General features: G+C 31.2%; 13 protein-coding genes and 1 tRNA gene. 4 read left to right on the top strand and 10 right to left on the bottom strand.

Annotation, left to right across the window (positions count from 1 at the left end; all coding sequences use genetic code 11):
* The 10 genes from LBP67_07850 to LBP67_07895 form a co-directional block, all read right to left on the bottom strand.
* Nucleotides 1–929: hypothetical protein (locus LBP67_07850; GenBank protein ID MDR2084892.1), on the bottom strand; the 929-nt coding region annotated here is incomplete at its 3' end.
* Between the two features lie 546 nt (nucleotides 930–1,475).
* Nucleotides 1,476–1,862, bottom strand: coding sequence for a hypothetical protein (locus LBP67_07855; protein ID MDR2084893.1), 387 nt, complete (start codon nucleotides 1,860–1,862; stop codon nucleotides 1,476–1,478).
* Nucleotides 1,855–2,406, bottom strand: a complete 552-nt coding sequence (locus LBP67_07860; GenBank protein ID MDR2084894.1) for a sigma-70 family RNA polymerase sigma factor — start codon at nucleotides 2,404–2,406, stop codon at nucleotides 1,855–1,857. The genes LBP67_07855 and LBP67_07860 overlap by 8 nt, the downstream gene beginning before the upstream one ends.
* Before the next feature lie 75 nt (nucleotides 2,407–2,481).
* Nucleotides 2,482–2,556, bottom strand: a tRNA-Pro gene (locus tag LBP67_07865).
* 75 nt (nucleotides 2,557–2,631) lie between these two features.
* On the bottom strand, nucleotides 2,632–4,401 hold the full coding sequence (locus tag LBP67_07870) for a hypothetical protein (protein MDR2084895.1): 1,770 nt from the start codon (nucleotides 4,399–4,401) through the stop codon (nucleotides 2,632–2,634).
* A 95-nt stretch (nucleotides 4,402–4,496) separates the two neighbouring features.
* On the bottom strand, nucleotides 4,497–5,027 hold the full coding sequence (locus tag LBP67_07875; protein MDR2084896.1) for an RNA methyltransferase: 531 nt from the start codon (nucleotides 5,025–5,027) through the stop codon (nucleotides 4,497–4,499).
* A 39-nt stretch (nucleotides 5,028–5,066) separates the two neighbouring features.
* Nucleotides 5,067–6,035 (bottom strand): hypothetical protein, encoded by a 969-nt coding sequence (locus tag LBP67_07880; GenBank protein MDR2084897.1) that lies wholly within the window; start codon nucleotides 6,033–6,035, stop codon nucleotides 5,067–5,069.
* Nucleotides 6,036–6,146: 111 nt separating this feature from the next.
* Complete coding sequence (locus LBP67_07885; GenBank protein MDR2084898.1) at nucleotides 6,147–6,884, bottom strand: mechanosensitive ion channel; 738 nt, start codon at nucleotides 6,882–6,884, stop codon at nucleotides 6,147–6,149.
* A 5-nt stretch (nucleotides 6,885–6,889) separates the two neighbouring features.
* Complete coding sequence (locus LBP67_07890) at nucleotides 6,890–11,956, bottom strand: AAA family ATPase (GenBank protein MDR2084899.1); 5,067 nt, start codon at nucleotides 11,954–11,956, stop codon at nucleotides 6,890–6,892.
* A 37-nt stretch (nucleotides 11,957–11,993) separates the two neighbouring features.
* The gene (locus LBP67_07895; protein ID MDR2084900.1) at nucleotides 11,994–12,719 is read right to left on the bottom strand and encodes a hypothetical protein; all 726 of its coding nucleotides are present in this window, start codon (nucleotides 12,717–12,719) and stop codon (nucleotides 11,994–11,996) included.
* A gap of 314 nt (nucleotides 12,720–13,033) precedes the next feature.
* On the opposite strand from LBP67_07895, the gene LBP67_07900 reads away from it, so the two are divergent.
* The 4 genes from LBP67_07900 to LBP67_07915 all read left to right on the top strand — a co-directional run bounded on the left by LBP67_07900 (nucleotide 13,034) and on the right by LBP67_07915 (nucleotide 15,742).
* Nucleotides 13,034–13,585 carry a hypothetical protein gene (locus LBP67_07900; GenBank protein MDR2084901.1) on the top strand — a complete coding sequence of 184 codons (552 nt, stop codon included), beginning with the start codon at nucleotides 13,034–13,036 and terminating at the stop codon, nucleotides 13,583–13,585.
* A gap of 7 nt (nucleotides 13,586–13,592) precedes the next feature.
* Nucleotides 13,593–14,501 carry a 4-hydroxy-tetrahydrodipicolinate synthase gene (dapA, locus tag LBP67_07905; protein MDR2084902.1) on the top strand — a complete coding sequence of 303 codons (909 nt, stop codon included), beginning with the start codon at nucleotides 13,593–13,595 and terminating at the stop codon, nucleotides 14,499–14,501.
* On the top strand, nucleotides 14,491–14,754 hold the full coding sequence (locus tag LBP67_07910; protein ID MDR2084903.1) for a hypothetical protein: 264 nt from the start codon (nucleotides 14,491–14,493) through the stop codon (nucleotides 14,752–14,754). Before dapA ends, LBP67_07910 begins: the two co-directional genes overlap by 11 nt.
* Nucleotides 14,755–15,043: 289 nt before the next feature.
* Nucleotides 15,044–15,742: a hypothetical protein gene (locus LBP67_07915; protein MDR2084904.1), complete on the top strand. Its 699-nt coding sequence runs from the start codon at nucleotides 15,044–15,046 to the stop codon at nucleotides 15,740–15,742.
* Nucleotides 15,743–15,751 lie beyond the last annotated feature (9 nt).

Below are 15,751 nucleotides of genomic sequence, written 5' to 3' on the forward strand. Positions count from 1 at the left end.
TTAATATCTCCGTTTACATCTAATTTCTTGGTAGGTGAAAGTGTGCCTAATCCTACATTGCCGTTATTTTCTATATACAAATTATATTTAGTAACATCAATAGCTCCGCCGGCTTCATAAATAAAATGTAAACCAGATGTCTCACGTTTTATATGCCAGCCTACATTTGATGCAGGATCAGCTGCCAACACAATTTCGTTTTTTGCTATTATTTTATCTTCTGACAAAATATTTCCGGTAACATGTAAACGTTCCGAAGGTAATATAGTGCCTATTCCTACTTTTTCATCATTACTTAAAAACAATATCTGTTTTGGTTTACTTCCAATTCCCTCTGTTCTATAATCAAAACGTAAACCGGTATTGTTTGAAAAAACAATCCAAGTGTCGTTTGCAATACTACTATTATACTTAAACTTTAATTCTCCCGAATTAGCAGATGCACTTTCTAATAATAAATTCCCGGCAACACTTAATAACTCTGTCGGTGCTGTAGTACCTATTCCAACATAACCCGGAAATGATGTATTGGATTGGCGTACTATTGTAAGCGACGGCACAGTAGTAACTCCAAGCATTATACTATTGGTAATATTATTTTGAAGATTGTTATACTTGTCGATTCCCAAACCTATAAGAATTGAGTTCGGCAAACCGACTTTTAGATTATTTCCTAAAGCCATACTACCGCCGGCAGTTGATTGTACTATTGCATAATTACCGTATGCAAAACTGTTGGAAGCCAATACTTGTGAGAACGCACCTCCTACAAATGAGTTTAATCCAGTAACTGAGGTTGATGTTCCTATAGATATGGAGGATAAACCTACTGCTTTATTTTCTGTCGGGCAATCCCAACAATTTTGGCCAAACAATTGCGAAACAAAAATAAAAAATAATAAATGGAGCGTTAAAGTTATTTTTTTCATTAGATTTTTTATAAAAGCTGAAAATAATCAAACATTTTTTGAATTTATTTTACTCTTATTTTTTTTAAACAGGGTAAAACATACTAAAATAAAAGAACGCGATTAAACTTAAATCCCCTTGATAAACATATATATATTGTGTATTACATTAAAAAAAAATCTTATATTAATAAATGTTAACGACGTCCGAAGATAACAATCTTATTCTAATAATTTCAATGATATTTAGAAAAAAGTTATCAACATATTGTTAACATTTTTCAAGGCAAAGGAGGAAGACTGCTAATTATTGCTCCCAATATTCACAATTTGCTATATAACAAGCACCTACAACAACATTATAATCCAAGAATAAAGCTGTTAAGACACTTCTTTGAATTATTAAATCATTAAATTTTTGAATTAATCATCAATCTGGAATTTGGGGGATTAGCATTTTGTTCAGCTTTTGAATCATAAATGGGATTTCAGAACTATTAAAAAATTATTGCAATGATTCAAAAGTTCTAAACATCAGGTTTAAGAACCTGATATTTATACATTATTCTAATTATTATTAGATGCTTCCCGTGATTTTCTAGCGAAGAATTGTACTAAGGCGAACATTAATGCCAGACAGGAGATAATTGTCATAATTAAAGACAGATTATTTATTTCTGGCCAGGTAATATTATTAAGGAAACGCATAGCTTTCAGAATATACGGAGCAATAAATTTTTGAATAAAGAAAAGTACATCATCTTTAAAAATTATTATCAATGATGATGACACAACAGCAGCAGCTCCTATTATCAAAACCATAAAAGTTTTTAAAGAAATTTTATTAGGTTGGGCTATATTCTCAACTTTATCCATGACTTTGGCGGAGAAATCAACACTTGGTTCATCCAAATCAATATTTTGAAACAAGTTATATAAATTATCTTTATTCATTGTCATTTTTGTTTAGTTTTGATAATAATTTTTTTCGTGTTCTGAATAGTTTAATTTTCACATTTGAAACACTGATATTCAGTATCTGAGATATTTCTTCAACCGAGTTGTTCATATTATAATATAAACTTAAAAGAAGAGCTTCATCCGCATTTAACAAGCTTAACTCTTTCTTAAGTCTGATTATCATTTCATCAGAATAAACCAAATCGGGATCATCAACATTTTCATCTAATTCATTTTCATTAATATTTTCGATAGGAGTAAAAAATTGCTTATTTTTTCTGGAGAAGGATATTGCTTCATGATAAGCGATACTATACAACCATGTTGAAAATTTCGATTCGAATTTATAACTACTAAGTGATTTAAATGCTTTCACAAAAACATCTTGCGAAACATCTTCGGCATCCTCAACAGCTTTAATTACTTTATGAACAATGGTATAAACCATATTTCGGTATTTTCCGACAATGAAAGAAAAAGCATTAACATCTCCTGAAAGTGTTTTTGCAATACAATCATTATCATCAACCGATCTCATACAAACTTTAGACGCAAATTTAGATTTTGGTTACAAAAAAAGGTCTGTCAAAGATTCTTTTCTGACAGACCTTTGTCGGGATGAGAGGATTTGAACCTCCGGCCTCTTCGTCCCGAACGAAGCGCGCTAGCCAAACTGCGCCACATCCCGATAAATTTTCGACTGCAAAAGTATAAGAATAATTTTTATTATGCAAATATTTTTGCAGTCGAAAACAAAAAAGTTTTATTTCAATATTGCTTTAAAATCGTTGTCGTTACGATATTTTATAAATTCCACATCATTAGCTGCTTTAGTCTTAAACGAGGAATTAACCTTAAACGCGTTGTTCAGATTTTCAATAACTGCGCTTTTCTTGTTATTACGAGCAGCAATAACAGCTTTCAGATAATGAGTTTCATTAGCATTTGCACAAGACAAAGCTTGTTCCGCTTTATTTGCATCACCGTTTGCCAAGAACATTAGAGCAGCATTATAATTACATTTTTCAGAAGCTAAATTCTTATTTGCTTCATTATAATTACCTTCCATTAAATTAAGTATTCCAGTATTATATCTTACATCGGCACCGACCAATTTAGCTTTATCATAATAATTTCTTGCGGTAGCAATATCGCCGGCTTGAGAATATCTTGCACCGAAATTATCAAGAACTATCGGATTGTTAGCCGATTGTTTATTTGCTTTATCCAAATACTCATGAGCCTCTTCACTCCTATTTTGTTTTAGCAGAACTGCCGCATAATTAACGTTTCCTTTCCAATCGTGCGGGAAAAATTCCGAATACGTTTTATATATTTGCTCTTGCTCTTTAATATTATCAGTTAATGTACCCGCATAAAGCAACTCTTTATTCATTAAAGAAGCTGGTCTGTTTAATGCCAGATTTAAAATTTCTTCACTGGATTTCTTTGGTTCGTAGCAATAAACTTTAATCTCAACACGACGCAACGGAGGAAGAACTTCATCTTTCAATTCTTCATAAATTAAAGTCATATTACGAATTTCTTGTTCCTTTTGAATAGGCGATGCTTGAGATCTTACAACATTAAGAATAATGTTTTTGTCTTTAATATTTGAAGCGCTTACAGCTTTGATAAAACCATCCCAATCTTCGCCTAAAGCCTGTGTGTCAAATTTATACACGCTCTCAGGATTCTTAACTTTAACGTTTGAATTATATTCGGTAGATAATTCTTTAAAGATATCATTAACTATTTTTATACCGGTAACGGCTCTTCTTTCAGAAAGTCCTTCATTAAAACGCTCTTCGCCTTCAGGAGAAGCGTATGCCTTAATTTCAATCTTTTCTATTTCCCATCCTTTATCAATAAATCTTTTTATCTCCCTTGTTTGTGAATTTAAGTCATGAGTTTTATTTAACTTCAAGTTTTTATCCAAATTATGAAGATTAACTTGGAAATACGCGGTCATTTCCTGACTAACAATAGTAACAGGTTCATAATATTCGCTAAGATCCATTCCGAACATAGCGGCGGTTTCCTTATTAGCAAAATACAAGTGTTCATCGTGCATTACGTCTGCGTAGGTAGTAACAACTCCGTCAGCCAATTTTACTTCATCCTGATCAATAGTTTTCTTACCTTTAGCAACCTTAGGTTCCACAACCAAAACTGCATTCTCCATACCCGGTTCAAAAGTTATACTTTCTTTATAAGTTAAAGCGGTCGGCTGTTTATAACTAATAACTTTACCTTGTCCGGCAGCTTTTTCACCTTTAAAATATGCGGATTTGAATTCTTTTTCTTTATTCCCATATTTTAATACCGGAGTAAACTCCATAGTAGCTTTTTTGTTAAAAGCTTTAGCAGGTATTTCTGCGTTAATATCAACACTAACCTTGTTATCCGCCAGCACCAAAGGGTTTGGAGTAACATTATACGAATCAGGAAGTTTTACACCAGCACAACCTGTAAAAAGGATGATTGACAAACTTATCAATGCAATAGACTTAAAGTTAAATTTTAAATTCATAACGTTCTAATTTACTATTAAACAATATAAAAATTTTGTACAAAGATATACTATTTGCATTAGATTCAACTTATAAAAATTGTGAAAATTTTTTCTTAACGTAACATTTTCCCAAATAAGTTATAAAGCACTATACCGCAACAAACAGAAATGTTTAGAGAGTGTTTTGTACCGTATTGTGCAATTTCAATACAAACATCAGATTGTTCAATAATTTCATCTTCCACACCATGTACTTCATTCCCGAAAACCACGGCATATATTTTATCTTTTTCCGGGAAAAAATCATCAAGTAAAATACTGTTATCGGTTTGTTCTATAGAGACAATTACAATGTTATCCTTTTTTAATTGTTCAATACACTGTGCAGTTGTTTCATAATACTGCCACTCAACCGATTCGGTTGCTCCAAGCGCTGTTTTATTTATGTCTCTGTGCGGCGGCGTACATGTAATTCCGCAAAGACAGATTTTTTGTACCAAGAAGGCATCGGCAGTACGAAAAACAGAACCAATATTATTCAGGCTTCTGATATTATCTAAAACAACAATTATAGGAGTTTTAGAAGCATCTTTGAAGTCATCAACACTGATTCTGTTCAATTCGGAATTCTGCAATTTACGCATTTTGTTTAGCTTAAATTAGATTCCTTAATTCGAAATGAATTAGTTACATTTAAGAACTTCAGTCATTTTATGAGTTGCCTCTTCTTTAAAGGTTGCGGAAGTAGCGGCTTGACTATAATATTTGCAGGCATTATCTTTATCACCTTTTGCTTCGTATGCTCTCGCTAATTCAAGGTTAATACCATTGCGAATGTCCTTGCTGTCTGATTCTGTTTCAAGGCCCATTAATCCTGCTTCAATAGCTTCATCGGATTTATTAAGTTTATTAAAGCACGAAGCTTTTAAATACCAGGTAGTTTCAATACCGCCATCAATAGAAATAGATTTATTTAAAGCATCTATAGCTTCATTAAATTTATTTTTAGCAATCAATTCTTGAGCTTGATTATTAAAATAGGTTGTTCCGACTTGTTTTGCGGAATTTACAGTTTTTTCATCATTTTTTGCATTGCCATAGCTTACTGCTTTTGTGATTGATTCAACCATTTTGTCTTCATTGTTTAATTCACTGTAAGAAAGCGCATTGAATAAATAAGCTTTTGGAGTAGCAACATTATATTTAATTGCCAAATCAGATAATTTAATCGTTTCCTCCCAGTTTTTTTGTCCGAAAGCACTACCGGCCTGTGAAACATAAACATTGGATATTAACGACTTAGATGAGTTCGCTATTTTAGTCTCACCAAGTTTTTCGGCGTCATCAACAGCTTCCAACAAGTACTTCAAAGCCTCATCAATGTTCTTATTTTGAATTAATTCTTTACCATAATTAACCTTAGTTGTTGGTATCATCTTTTCTATTTTTCCAGCCAAATCTTTTCCGTCTTCGCCGAGTTGATTTGCAATTGAAAGAGCATTTTGATATGATTTCAATGCTCCGTTAAAGTTTTTACTTTTAAATTGCTCGTTAGCTGTGTTAAATAATTCACCTGCTTCATTTAATGATTGTGCTGAAACGGTTGTTGCAAATACTAATAATACGATTGATAAAATTAAGTTTTTCTTCATTTTCATTAAAATTTTTATGTTTTGGTTTATAAAAAGCCTATAAAATTGCAATAATTGAGCAAAAATATAAGAAAAAAATAAGAATTCTAAGCTTTTTAGAAAAATTATGATTTAAACTTCATTAAACTTATCCCTAACTGCTTCCATCACAATATCGTTTCTTTCTTCATCCAAAGAAACAAAAGATATATTAAGTTCAATATGTTTATCAGTATTATTAGCAACTTTGATAACCGGAGCTTTATTTGTTGATACAGAAGGAAATGTCAGTAAATATTTTTTAATTTCCGAAATTTTATTCACACTGTAATTTTCCGAAAAGATTTTTATAGAAAAGCTGAAAACAGAACTTTGTTCAGTATCTGCCCGCCTACTGATTACTCCTTTCATTAAGTTCGAATAATTTACATAAAAAATATCTCCGTTTTTAGATTCCAATTCTATATATTTATTTTTAAAACTCTTTACCCTCCCACTAACATTATTCACTGTTATATAATCATCAAGATAAATATTATAATTTGTTCTGAATATCAAACCGTTTATATAATCTCTAAAATAAAACCATAGAAAATACAGAATCGCTGCCGCAAGTAGAGAAATAATAATTATTTGAGTAACTAAATGCTTGTTGTTAAGTTTATTAATTACATGTATCAAAAACAGCACCCAAGCAATAATTTCGAAAATCTGCGTATGTTTTCTTAACAACTTCCTGAATTTCTCTTTTTTAGGCAGCAAAGGCAAAAACTTTCTTATCAATTTTAAAATAATAAATAATGCTAATGCTTCTATGATTAACAGAACAATGCTTGATGAAGTTATATTTAAAAATTCTTCGGTATTCATAATTATTAAATTATTTCTATTTGTTTTAACTCACTGATTATAAATGGATATAAAACAGTATTAATTGCAAAAATATTTTCAGAAACCTTCTCAATTAATCCGTATCGTATTAAGATATTTATATCTTGCTTAACTTCGTTCATAGATCGTTTGCTTATAGCAAAGATTCTTTCAAAAGACATACTGTTATGGATCACGAATTGAGCCAAGAAAATTATCTGTTGCCTTGTTAATAGTTGAAACGGAATACTTTCCGGAAGTTTGGGCTCATGAATATAGATAGTTTCATCGGTAACTTTATCAATACACGATAACCACAATTTAAGCGCCGAACTAATATTTCCATCGGTAAACCGGTAATATCCCGTAAACAGTTTAGCGTAATTCCATTGATGAAAACTATCTTCGTTTTTACCGTTGATCACAAATTTATAACTGCCAGCTTTATGCCTGCGCATAATAATTGCTTCAAGTTCCTGAGCGTTAAACGGCGACAAACTAACATTCCCGACAACAACTTTATTAATATTCGTTGTAAGTTTCATCGCGTTGAAACCAGTATTATTAGCGGTAAGAATAAAGAGATAATCTTTAGAATATGTTTCAATCATTGATATTAATTTATCAATAACATTATTTCCTCCTTCGTTTCTATGCCACCATTGTTCAATATTATCGAAAATAAATACCGAACCTTTGGGAATATCTTCAATAACTTTCTCAATTACCGAAGTGGGAGCAGCATCTATTGATCTGACAAATGCACGTTCGAATTTATTTACAGAATGACTTCCTCCCGTAACGGATTTAATATTATAAATCTGACTTCCGGGCAAGAGATTTTTTGCTACATGATATGAGAAAAAACTTTTCCCTGTTCCGATATTTCCGGTAATTATAATAGCGCCTTGTCTCAATCGTTGATACTGAGTTAAATAAATTTTGAAATCATTAATTTCCTTAGATTTACCAACCCACAAATCTTTATTATAATGTTGAGAAGCACTATACAGTTGCTTATAAGTATAAGGAAGCTCCTTATCAACACTTTGTTTTAAGGTTACTTTTGAAATATCATTAAAATACTTTCTAAGTCGCTCCTGATCACTGTCACGTTCGACAAGATAATTCGCATAATTTTTCCCCGAACTTCTTTTATACCAGAATTGTGTGAAATTATGACGGAAGAAATTCGAAATCTTTGCCGGAATACTTACAATTTTATCTTTTTTATTAAAAATAGATTCAATATTTACAATGTTCTTTATATTTTCGGCATTTGTGATAAATGTTTCTAACTGAAGTTTTTCAAAAGTAAGTTCATAAACACTAAACACTTCCTCTTTTTCTTCTGCAAAATTATCATTCAACTTATCAATTTCGGCATTAATCATTTCACTGATTTTATCAACAACTGTTTTATAATTATCAATGAAAGACAGTTGAGTTACAATTGATTTTTCCTGTCCGAGAGAATTCTGGCAATATTGCATTAAATTACCAAGCAATGATTTAATGTGTTTATAATAATAATTTTGAAGTATGTAATCCATTAATCTTGAAACAGAAAACTCAAAGAATTTTGGAATTTCTTCGTCCGATGTTTCGTATTGAGTTAGGCTGTCATTACTAATTACGGTTATTGTATTTGTTTGACGTTGAATAACTTTAATAATTCTATCATAAACTTCATTCAATAATGTATAAAGATCTAAACCGCTTTCGGTATCAGATTGACTATCAATATCAATCTGATCAATTGAAGATGTTGTTTTAACAGAATTCAAAAATGATTTATGTTTGAAAACTACAACATTATCAATATAATCTTTAACTCCCGAAATAATTTCCTCAGTACCGACATATAATTTTACTTTCAGAAATGTTAAATCAATATTTACTAATACCCTGTTTAAAATATTCGGAAATACATGAGACAGAGTTTTGTAATCTTCATTAATACTGCTTAACGATTCTTGAACTTTCTTAGATGTGCGTTTAAAATTAAATGAAATGTCACCGAAATTAATTATATTAAAATAATCAATTATTTCATTAAGATATTTTGTTTTGATATTATTAATTTCCGGATAGATATTTTGCCAAGAATTAATTATTCCTTCTTTCAAAACTAATATTTCATTCTGTAACGATTTGATTATTTCTTTGCCGGATACATCATCTTTATTATCAGTTTTTTTAATCAACTGGATATTAACATCATTAATTAAATACACTATCTTAGTAAGATCGTAATAATAATTAACAGTAAGTGCTTTAATCTTCGTATAAACTTCAGAAATAATCTCATTATACATTTGATACAAATAAAATGAAATTGCATTTGAAATATTTACCTTATACTGGTATAAACTTTCCGGGTCAGTATTCTTTTTATAATACTTTCTGATTTTACGTTTTAACTTCAGCAACTCTTTTGAATCATCAGGACTGTCATAAGAAATATCTTGATTATACAGAACCGTAAAATCTTTCGGAATTGAATTACAAATAGAATTAATTTCATTAAAGAAGTCGTTATCAATACTAAGCGTCAGCGAATCATATTCAATAAGTTTATTGTTAATTAAATCAGTAACATTCATCTTAATCATATTAGCCGCAGCAGCCATATATTTTTTAATCTCAACAGGAGAGTCGAGCTTTTTATAATTGATTTCGATAGAATTATTGATATTATCCAATAAAGAAGTAAGATAGGATTGCAATACATCAATTTTAACATTGACGGATTTTCTTGAAGCCTCAGCAAGGTTTTCTTTCAATGTTATCACAAATTCAGCGGCTTCAGGACGTAACGGAAGTGCAATATCATGATAAGGTGTATCCGACGGCTTTGTAATAATATGCTTTGTAACAATATCGAAGTTACTTAATGTCATAAAATCTTTCGAAGCCTCAACAAAAATTATTGTTTTGGCAATCTTACTGATATCATAAATTTTTGAATACGCTACATTCGGATTTTTAGTAAAATCAGGCATTGCAACAAAAATAAGGTCCGAATCGGTACTATGACTTTCTATTAAGCTATGAACGGACTTACCGTCAATACCGTTATTAATAATTCTGATATCGGCAACAATTCTCATCTGATTAATAACAGTATTGAGTTTATTATAAATAAAGCTGTAAGCGCTGTTATTGTTGCTAACAACATTAATTCTGAGCGAACTCTGACTCCAATTTTCGTTAGTCCAGAGTAATTTAACAAGGTTAAGAGTAAAAGCAATATCCTGTTCGCCCGGAGTTATCCAGATATCTATAATCTTTTTATTTCCGAAACCGTTGTCATCATTAAAATGCATCATCAGGATATTCTTACTTAAACTGCTAATATTTGATAACATTTGACTAAATCTTTCATGATCGGCGGTAGTGTTATCAAATCCAAGAATTATAGTATTCGGTTCGATACCGGTAAATCCGTAAGTTCCGGAAATCGTTTCGATTCCTTCATAAATATTCCTGCATTTATATATCTTAGCTTCAATCCATTGATCTTTATTTCCTTCTTCAATAATCGAATTGTCGTCATCAGCAATATAAAACTTATTATCAGTAGTAATTTTAAGATTAAAGTTGCTAAGGAAACCGTGTTTGCCTATAAGCCATTTTCCAAAATCAACTAAATACGGTCGCGAGTCATTGCCGCCACTAAATACAATAACATTTGGCTGCCAATTCCTATTTTCGAGTTTCCTTTTGCTTATTCTTCTCAAAGAATTTCGAGTAATGGTTAGAAGTACGCTCTGCCAGACATCGCCGTATTCAAGTTGAATTTTCTTCCTTCTAATGTATAAATAAAGCAATCCCATTACAAGAAATGATAGCAACATAGCAACTTTGTTAAGTTCAAACATCACAAATATGCAGGCAATAAAACCGACTAATCCTATATATCTGCTAACATTAAAACTCGGACGAAAATCGGTACTCGACCATTTTTCCAATACAAATGCAAGATTGATAAAAGCGTATGACACCATAAAGAACATTGTTGCTATCGGCGCAATAACATTGAGATCGCCTATCAACAAAAAACATTCGGCAAGAATAATTATAAATATGAGCGCATTTCGCGGTTCATTGTTTTTACCATATCCTTTAGCGAAAAACTGCGGAATAATTTTATCATAGCCTATGGCTTGTAAAATTCTCGGAGCTCCTAAAATTGATCCTAAAGCGGTTGAAATTGTAGCACCCCAGATTCCCAGGTAAACAAGAGTTGGGTTCCATGCAACTTTAGTAAGAAAGTTAGTATCGGTGAGCAGCAAGTTTCTATCAACAAAAAAGGCGAAGCAAATTGCTAAGGTAATGTATGTTACAAAACCCGTAGCTATTGCACTCATAACTCCAACAGGTATAGACTTTTTTGGATCTTTCAAATCGCCGGACATAGCAACACCGGTGGTAAACCCTGTTGCAGCCGGAAAGAAAATTCCAAATAATACCATAAACGGCAACTGAGTGTCAATTCCTGACAAATTAGGCGTAACAGGATGAATATCAGTATTGATAATAAATCCTAATATTATCGAAATAATTGACAGAATTACGGCGCCAAGGACAAAGTACTGTGTTTTAATTGCAGAAGACGTACTAATCAAGGCAATTACAGCAATTAGAATCAGTGTAATAGTTCCGATAAGTCTATATGCCGGAATTCCGGGAACCAATCCCAAAAAATTAGCAATAGGTTCTATTGATAAAAACGATTCCGAAAAAGCAATTATTTGCAGAGCAATGGTAAGTATCATTGCAAGAGAAATTGCGATACCGATAGCACCGCCCATAGGTAATCCCAAGCTTCTCGACAGTATATAGTAAATTCCTCCTGATTTTATTCTTTTGTCTGTAGCTATAGAAGATATACTTAATCCGGTTGAAAATGATATAATGTGCGCTATAGCAATTATTATCAAAGTTTTATATAATCCGGCCTGACCAACAATCCAACCAAGACGCAAATACATAATTGCGCCTATGATAGTAAGCAAAGATGGAGTAAATACAGCAGCAAATGTGCCGTATTTTTTCGAATGTGCCATATTAAAAAATTTAAATATTAAAAGATATCAAAGAATATTAATAATAATATCCGTCGGCACTTTGCACATAGCGACGGAAGTAGAACTGAGTGTTTCGAAAGATATTGAAACTAAGACTTATATAATAAACATTAACGCCAAATTCATTGTATTGAATTTCAGGAATATATGGGATATTATCTGTGCATTTTGCATCAAAGAATTGAGTAATATACCATTTAAATTTAAGATTTATGCTATAAGGAAATTCTACCCCCAAAAAGAAAGTATGGATAAAATTAGGGGTTTTGTCACTAAACCATTCTCTATAAATATGTTTTTCATCACCAATAAAAGTTTTTTCCTTGTAATGCAAAGGAAGTTCTATTTCATAGCCGCCATAAAAGAAAAATTTATCGAAACTGCCGAGCTTAATTCCCACCGGTACTCCGAGATTATATGTTCTGAATTTCTTCCTAATTTCGGTTCTTGAAAAAGAGACGTCTATTGTTGACGGATCACTAATTTTATAAATAAATCCAACATTTTTCAAAGAAATACCTGCAAAAAATCCGAATCCGTTAGTAATATCAAAGTTTATACTTTCCTGAATATTAATCCATGGCGCGAATCTGAGAACAGTTCCTTTTTTGCTGTCATAAACATCAAGACTTGACAGGGAAAATGGAAATTCCAGTCCCGAAGTTAAGTAAATATTAGTTTTTTGTGCGAAAACAGTATTCGCTGCAATTACAAATAAGAGAATGAATAGAAACTTTTTCATAGTCATCTTCAATTTAATTTACATTAAATAATTAATTAGTTTTACATCAAGTGCAAAGATAATTTATTTAATTGAGAATGTAGAACCGGAAATTGAGAATTTTATTTAGACTTAGAAAGTGAAATCCTAATAAAAAGTAAATTATGATCGTTAAATATTTCATGAGTTTTTATTTTGAAGTATATTATTTACATAAGTTACTAAGAATAATACCATTAACCATCAAAAGAATGATTTAAAAACAAAAACTTAATAATTCTCAATTGTTACAATTATGAAGCTTACAATAACGTAAATTATTATATCTTTGCAGCATGATAAAAAAAGCATTATCTAAAACAAGAAGCATATTGGGTAACAAGCAATTACACCAAGAATTATCACAACGCAAAACAAGAAATATTAAATATACTGCGGTTGATGATGCTAAAACTATTGCTATTATTAGTGATTTAAGCAACGACTATACATTCAATAATATAATTAATTTTTCCAAGAAATTTTCTTCAGAAGGCAAAGAAGTTACAACATTATTCTGCAATAATGACAAGGAGATTCCCAAGTTTTATAATCGTGAGCCATCTTTAATTGATAAATCATTAATCAGTCGTATCGGCATTCCTGAGAAAAGTGCGATAGAAAAATTTATTAATACCGAGTTCGATTACTTATTTGATTTTTCCGATAATAATTCTTTTACTATTGAATATATTTTTGCATTATCATCGGCACATTTGAAGGTATCCAAATCTTCTTTAAATACATCGAAATTTGCTGATGTTTGCTTAGCTCTACATGGTAAAAATGAAGTTCAGGATTATCTAAATGCAATCAACAATTATTTAAACATATCAACGAAAAAATAGTTTTAAAATGAAAAATTCTAAATTTTTACATGGTACTGGAGTTGCAATTATTACTCCTTTTAATGACGATTTAAGCATTGATTACACTTCTCTTGAGAAGAACATTGAAAATTTGATTGAAAATAATATAGGTTATATTGTTTTGCTTGGTTCAACCGGGGAAGCCTCTTCTATTTATATTAATGAGCAGGATGAAATGATTAAATTCTCTTCTCAGGTAATAAATTCTCGCGTACCATTAATTGTGGGTTGTACGAATAATTCTACGACACATGCCGTAGAAAGAGTTAAGGAAATATCAAAATTCGATATCGACGGAATCTTATCCGCCGCTCCTTATTACAATAAACCGTCACAAGAAGGAATTTACGAACATTATTATGCTATTGCACACGCTACCGAATTACCAGTAATTCTTTATAATGTACCCGGAAGAACCGCATCGAATATTACACCTGAGACTTGCATAATGCTGGCTGAAGATGTCGAAAACATTGTTGCCGTTAAGGAAGCTTCGGGAAATATTTGTCAGGTTATGGAAATTATTAGTAAAAAAGATCATCTTGATGGATTTTTAGTTATTTCCGGAGAAGATTCTTTAAATGTTCCACTAATTTCAATCGGTGCTGCAGGAACTATTTCTGTTATAGCCAATGCATTTCCGCATCAAGTATCCGAAATGGTAAGACATGCGTTAGAAAATGATTTTCAGCATGCATCCTCCATACATTATGACTTGCTCAATGTTACAAATTACATCTTCAAAGAAGGTAATCCGGCAGGAATCAAAGCTTTGCTTTCTTATCAAGACATGTGCAATAATGTCCTTAGACTCCCACTTATGTGTGTTAGTCAATTGTTATATGAATTATTAGCAAATGAATGCGACAAAATATCAGACAAATATGAAGACTAAATATGTAAAATATTTCCTCGTTGCAGTCTTAAGTTTTGTAATGATTTGTTTTTCCGGATGTTCTTCTTCTAAAAACACCGGCAGGCCACATCAAATGAAAACATACAAAGATAAACCTGCCGTAAGCATGCAAAAGAAAGCTAATCCGCCGAAAAAGGATTATAAAGTTAAAGGTTATAAGCATAATACTAAACCTGTAGGTGCAAGAACACCGGAAAATACGAAAGGAAAAAAGGTTAAAGGTAAAAGATAATGAATGGTAATAAAATATGAATAGTAAAACATCGGCAAAATTAAAATTAAAACTTTTTAATTACAGACGGAGAATAAATTCAATATCAATAAAATCCTGAGAAGGCGGCACAATTTTGAGAGTTAAAAAGTTGAAATGGAGAAAGGAGAAAAGGTATATAATTTCGAACATAACAAAATTATTAATCAATAAATTACATAAGGAAAATCTCATCGGATGACGTCAAAGCTTAATACCATATAAACAATACAAACACTTTTAATTGTCAATCACATAAAATTATTATAACATGAAGAAACAAACTTTAATCATTGTATTTACTTTATGTTTGGCACAGATTGCCGGAGCACAAAGTTCGGAAAACTTTAACAGAACGAAAAGCAACACAACTTATAGCGGACAATCTAAATTTGAAATATCAGTTAGTCCGGGATTTTTCTTAGGAGGAAAAATGGATAATTTTAAAATCGGAAATTCAGCTAACTTTACAGTAGGTTTGAGTTTTAAATTACCTTCAAGAAATTCAGATATAGAATTGAGTTATACCGGAGCATTTCCTAAGGGTGAATTAATTCACAACGACAACCATAATATCAATAACTTAAACATGAGTAGTTATATCAGTCTCATTCAAATCGGGTATAGAAATTATCTTACCAACGGCAATTTCAAGCCATATTGGTTGTTTACTGTTGGGGCTTTTAATATCAATTCGAAAACAACGAGCACGTTGCTTTTTGAAAATCCGGATGAATATGATATTAACAAATGGATGTTTGCCGCAGCATTAGGTGTCGGTTGTAAGTATGATATAAATGATAAAATCGCTTTAAAATTGCAAGCGAGATTGTTAATGCCTATGATTTTCACTTTTTCCGGAGTAGGAATCTCTGTTGGTACCGGAGGAATTTATCCGAGTTTAAATATTAATTCGAGCCGACCAATTTGGGAAGGCGATTTCAGTTTAGGTTTTATTTATAAATTATAAAAATATTTT

This window comes from Bacteroidales bacterium (assembly GCA_031276035.1).
Classification (GTDB): domain Bacteria; phylum Bacteroidota; class Bacteroidia; order Bacteroidales; family BM520; genus RGIG7150.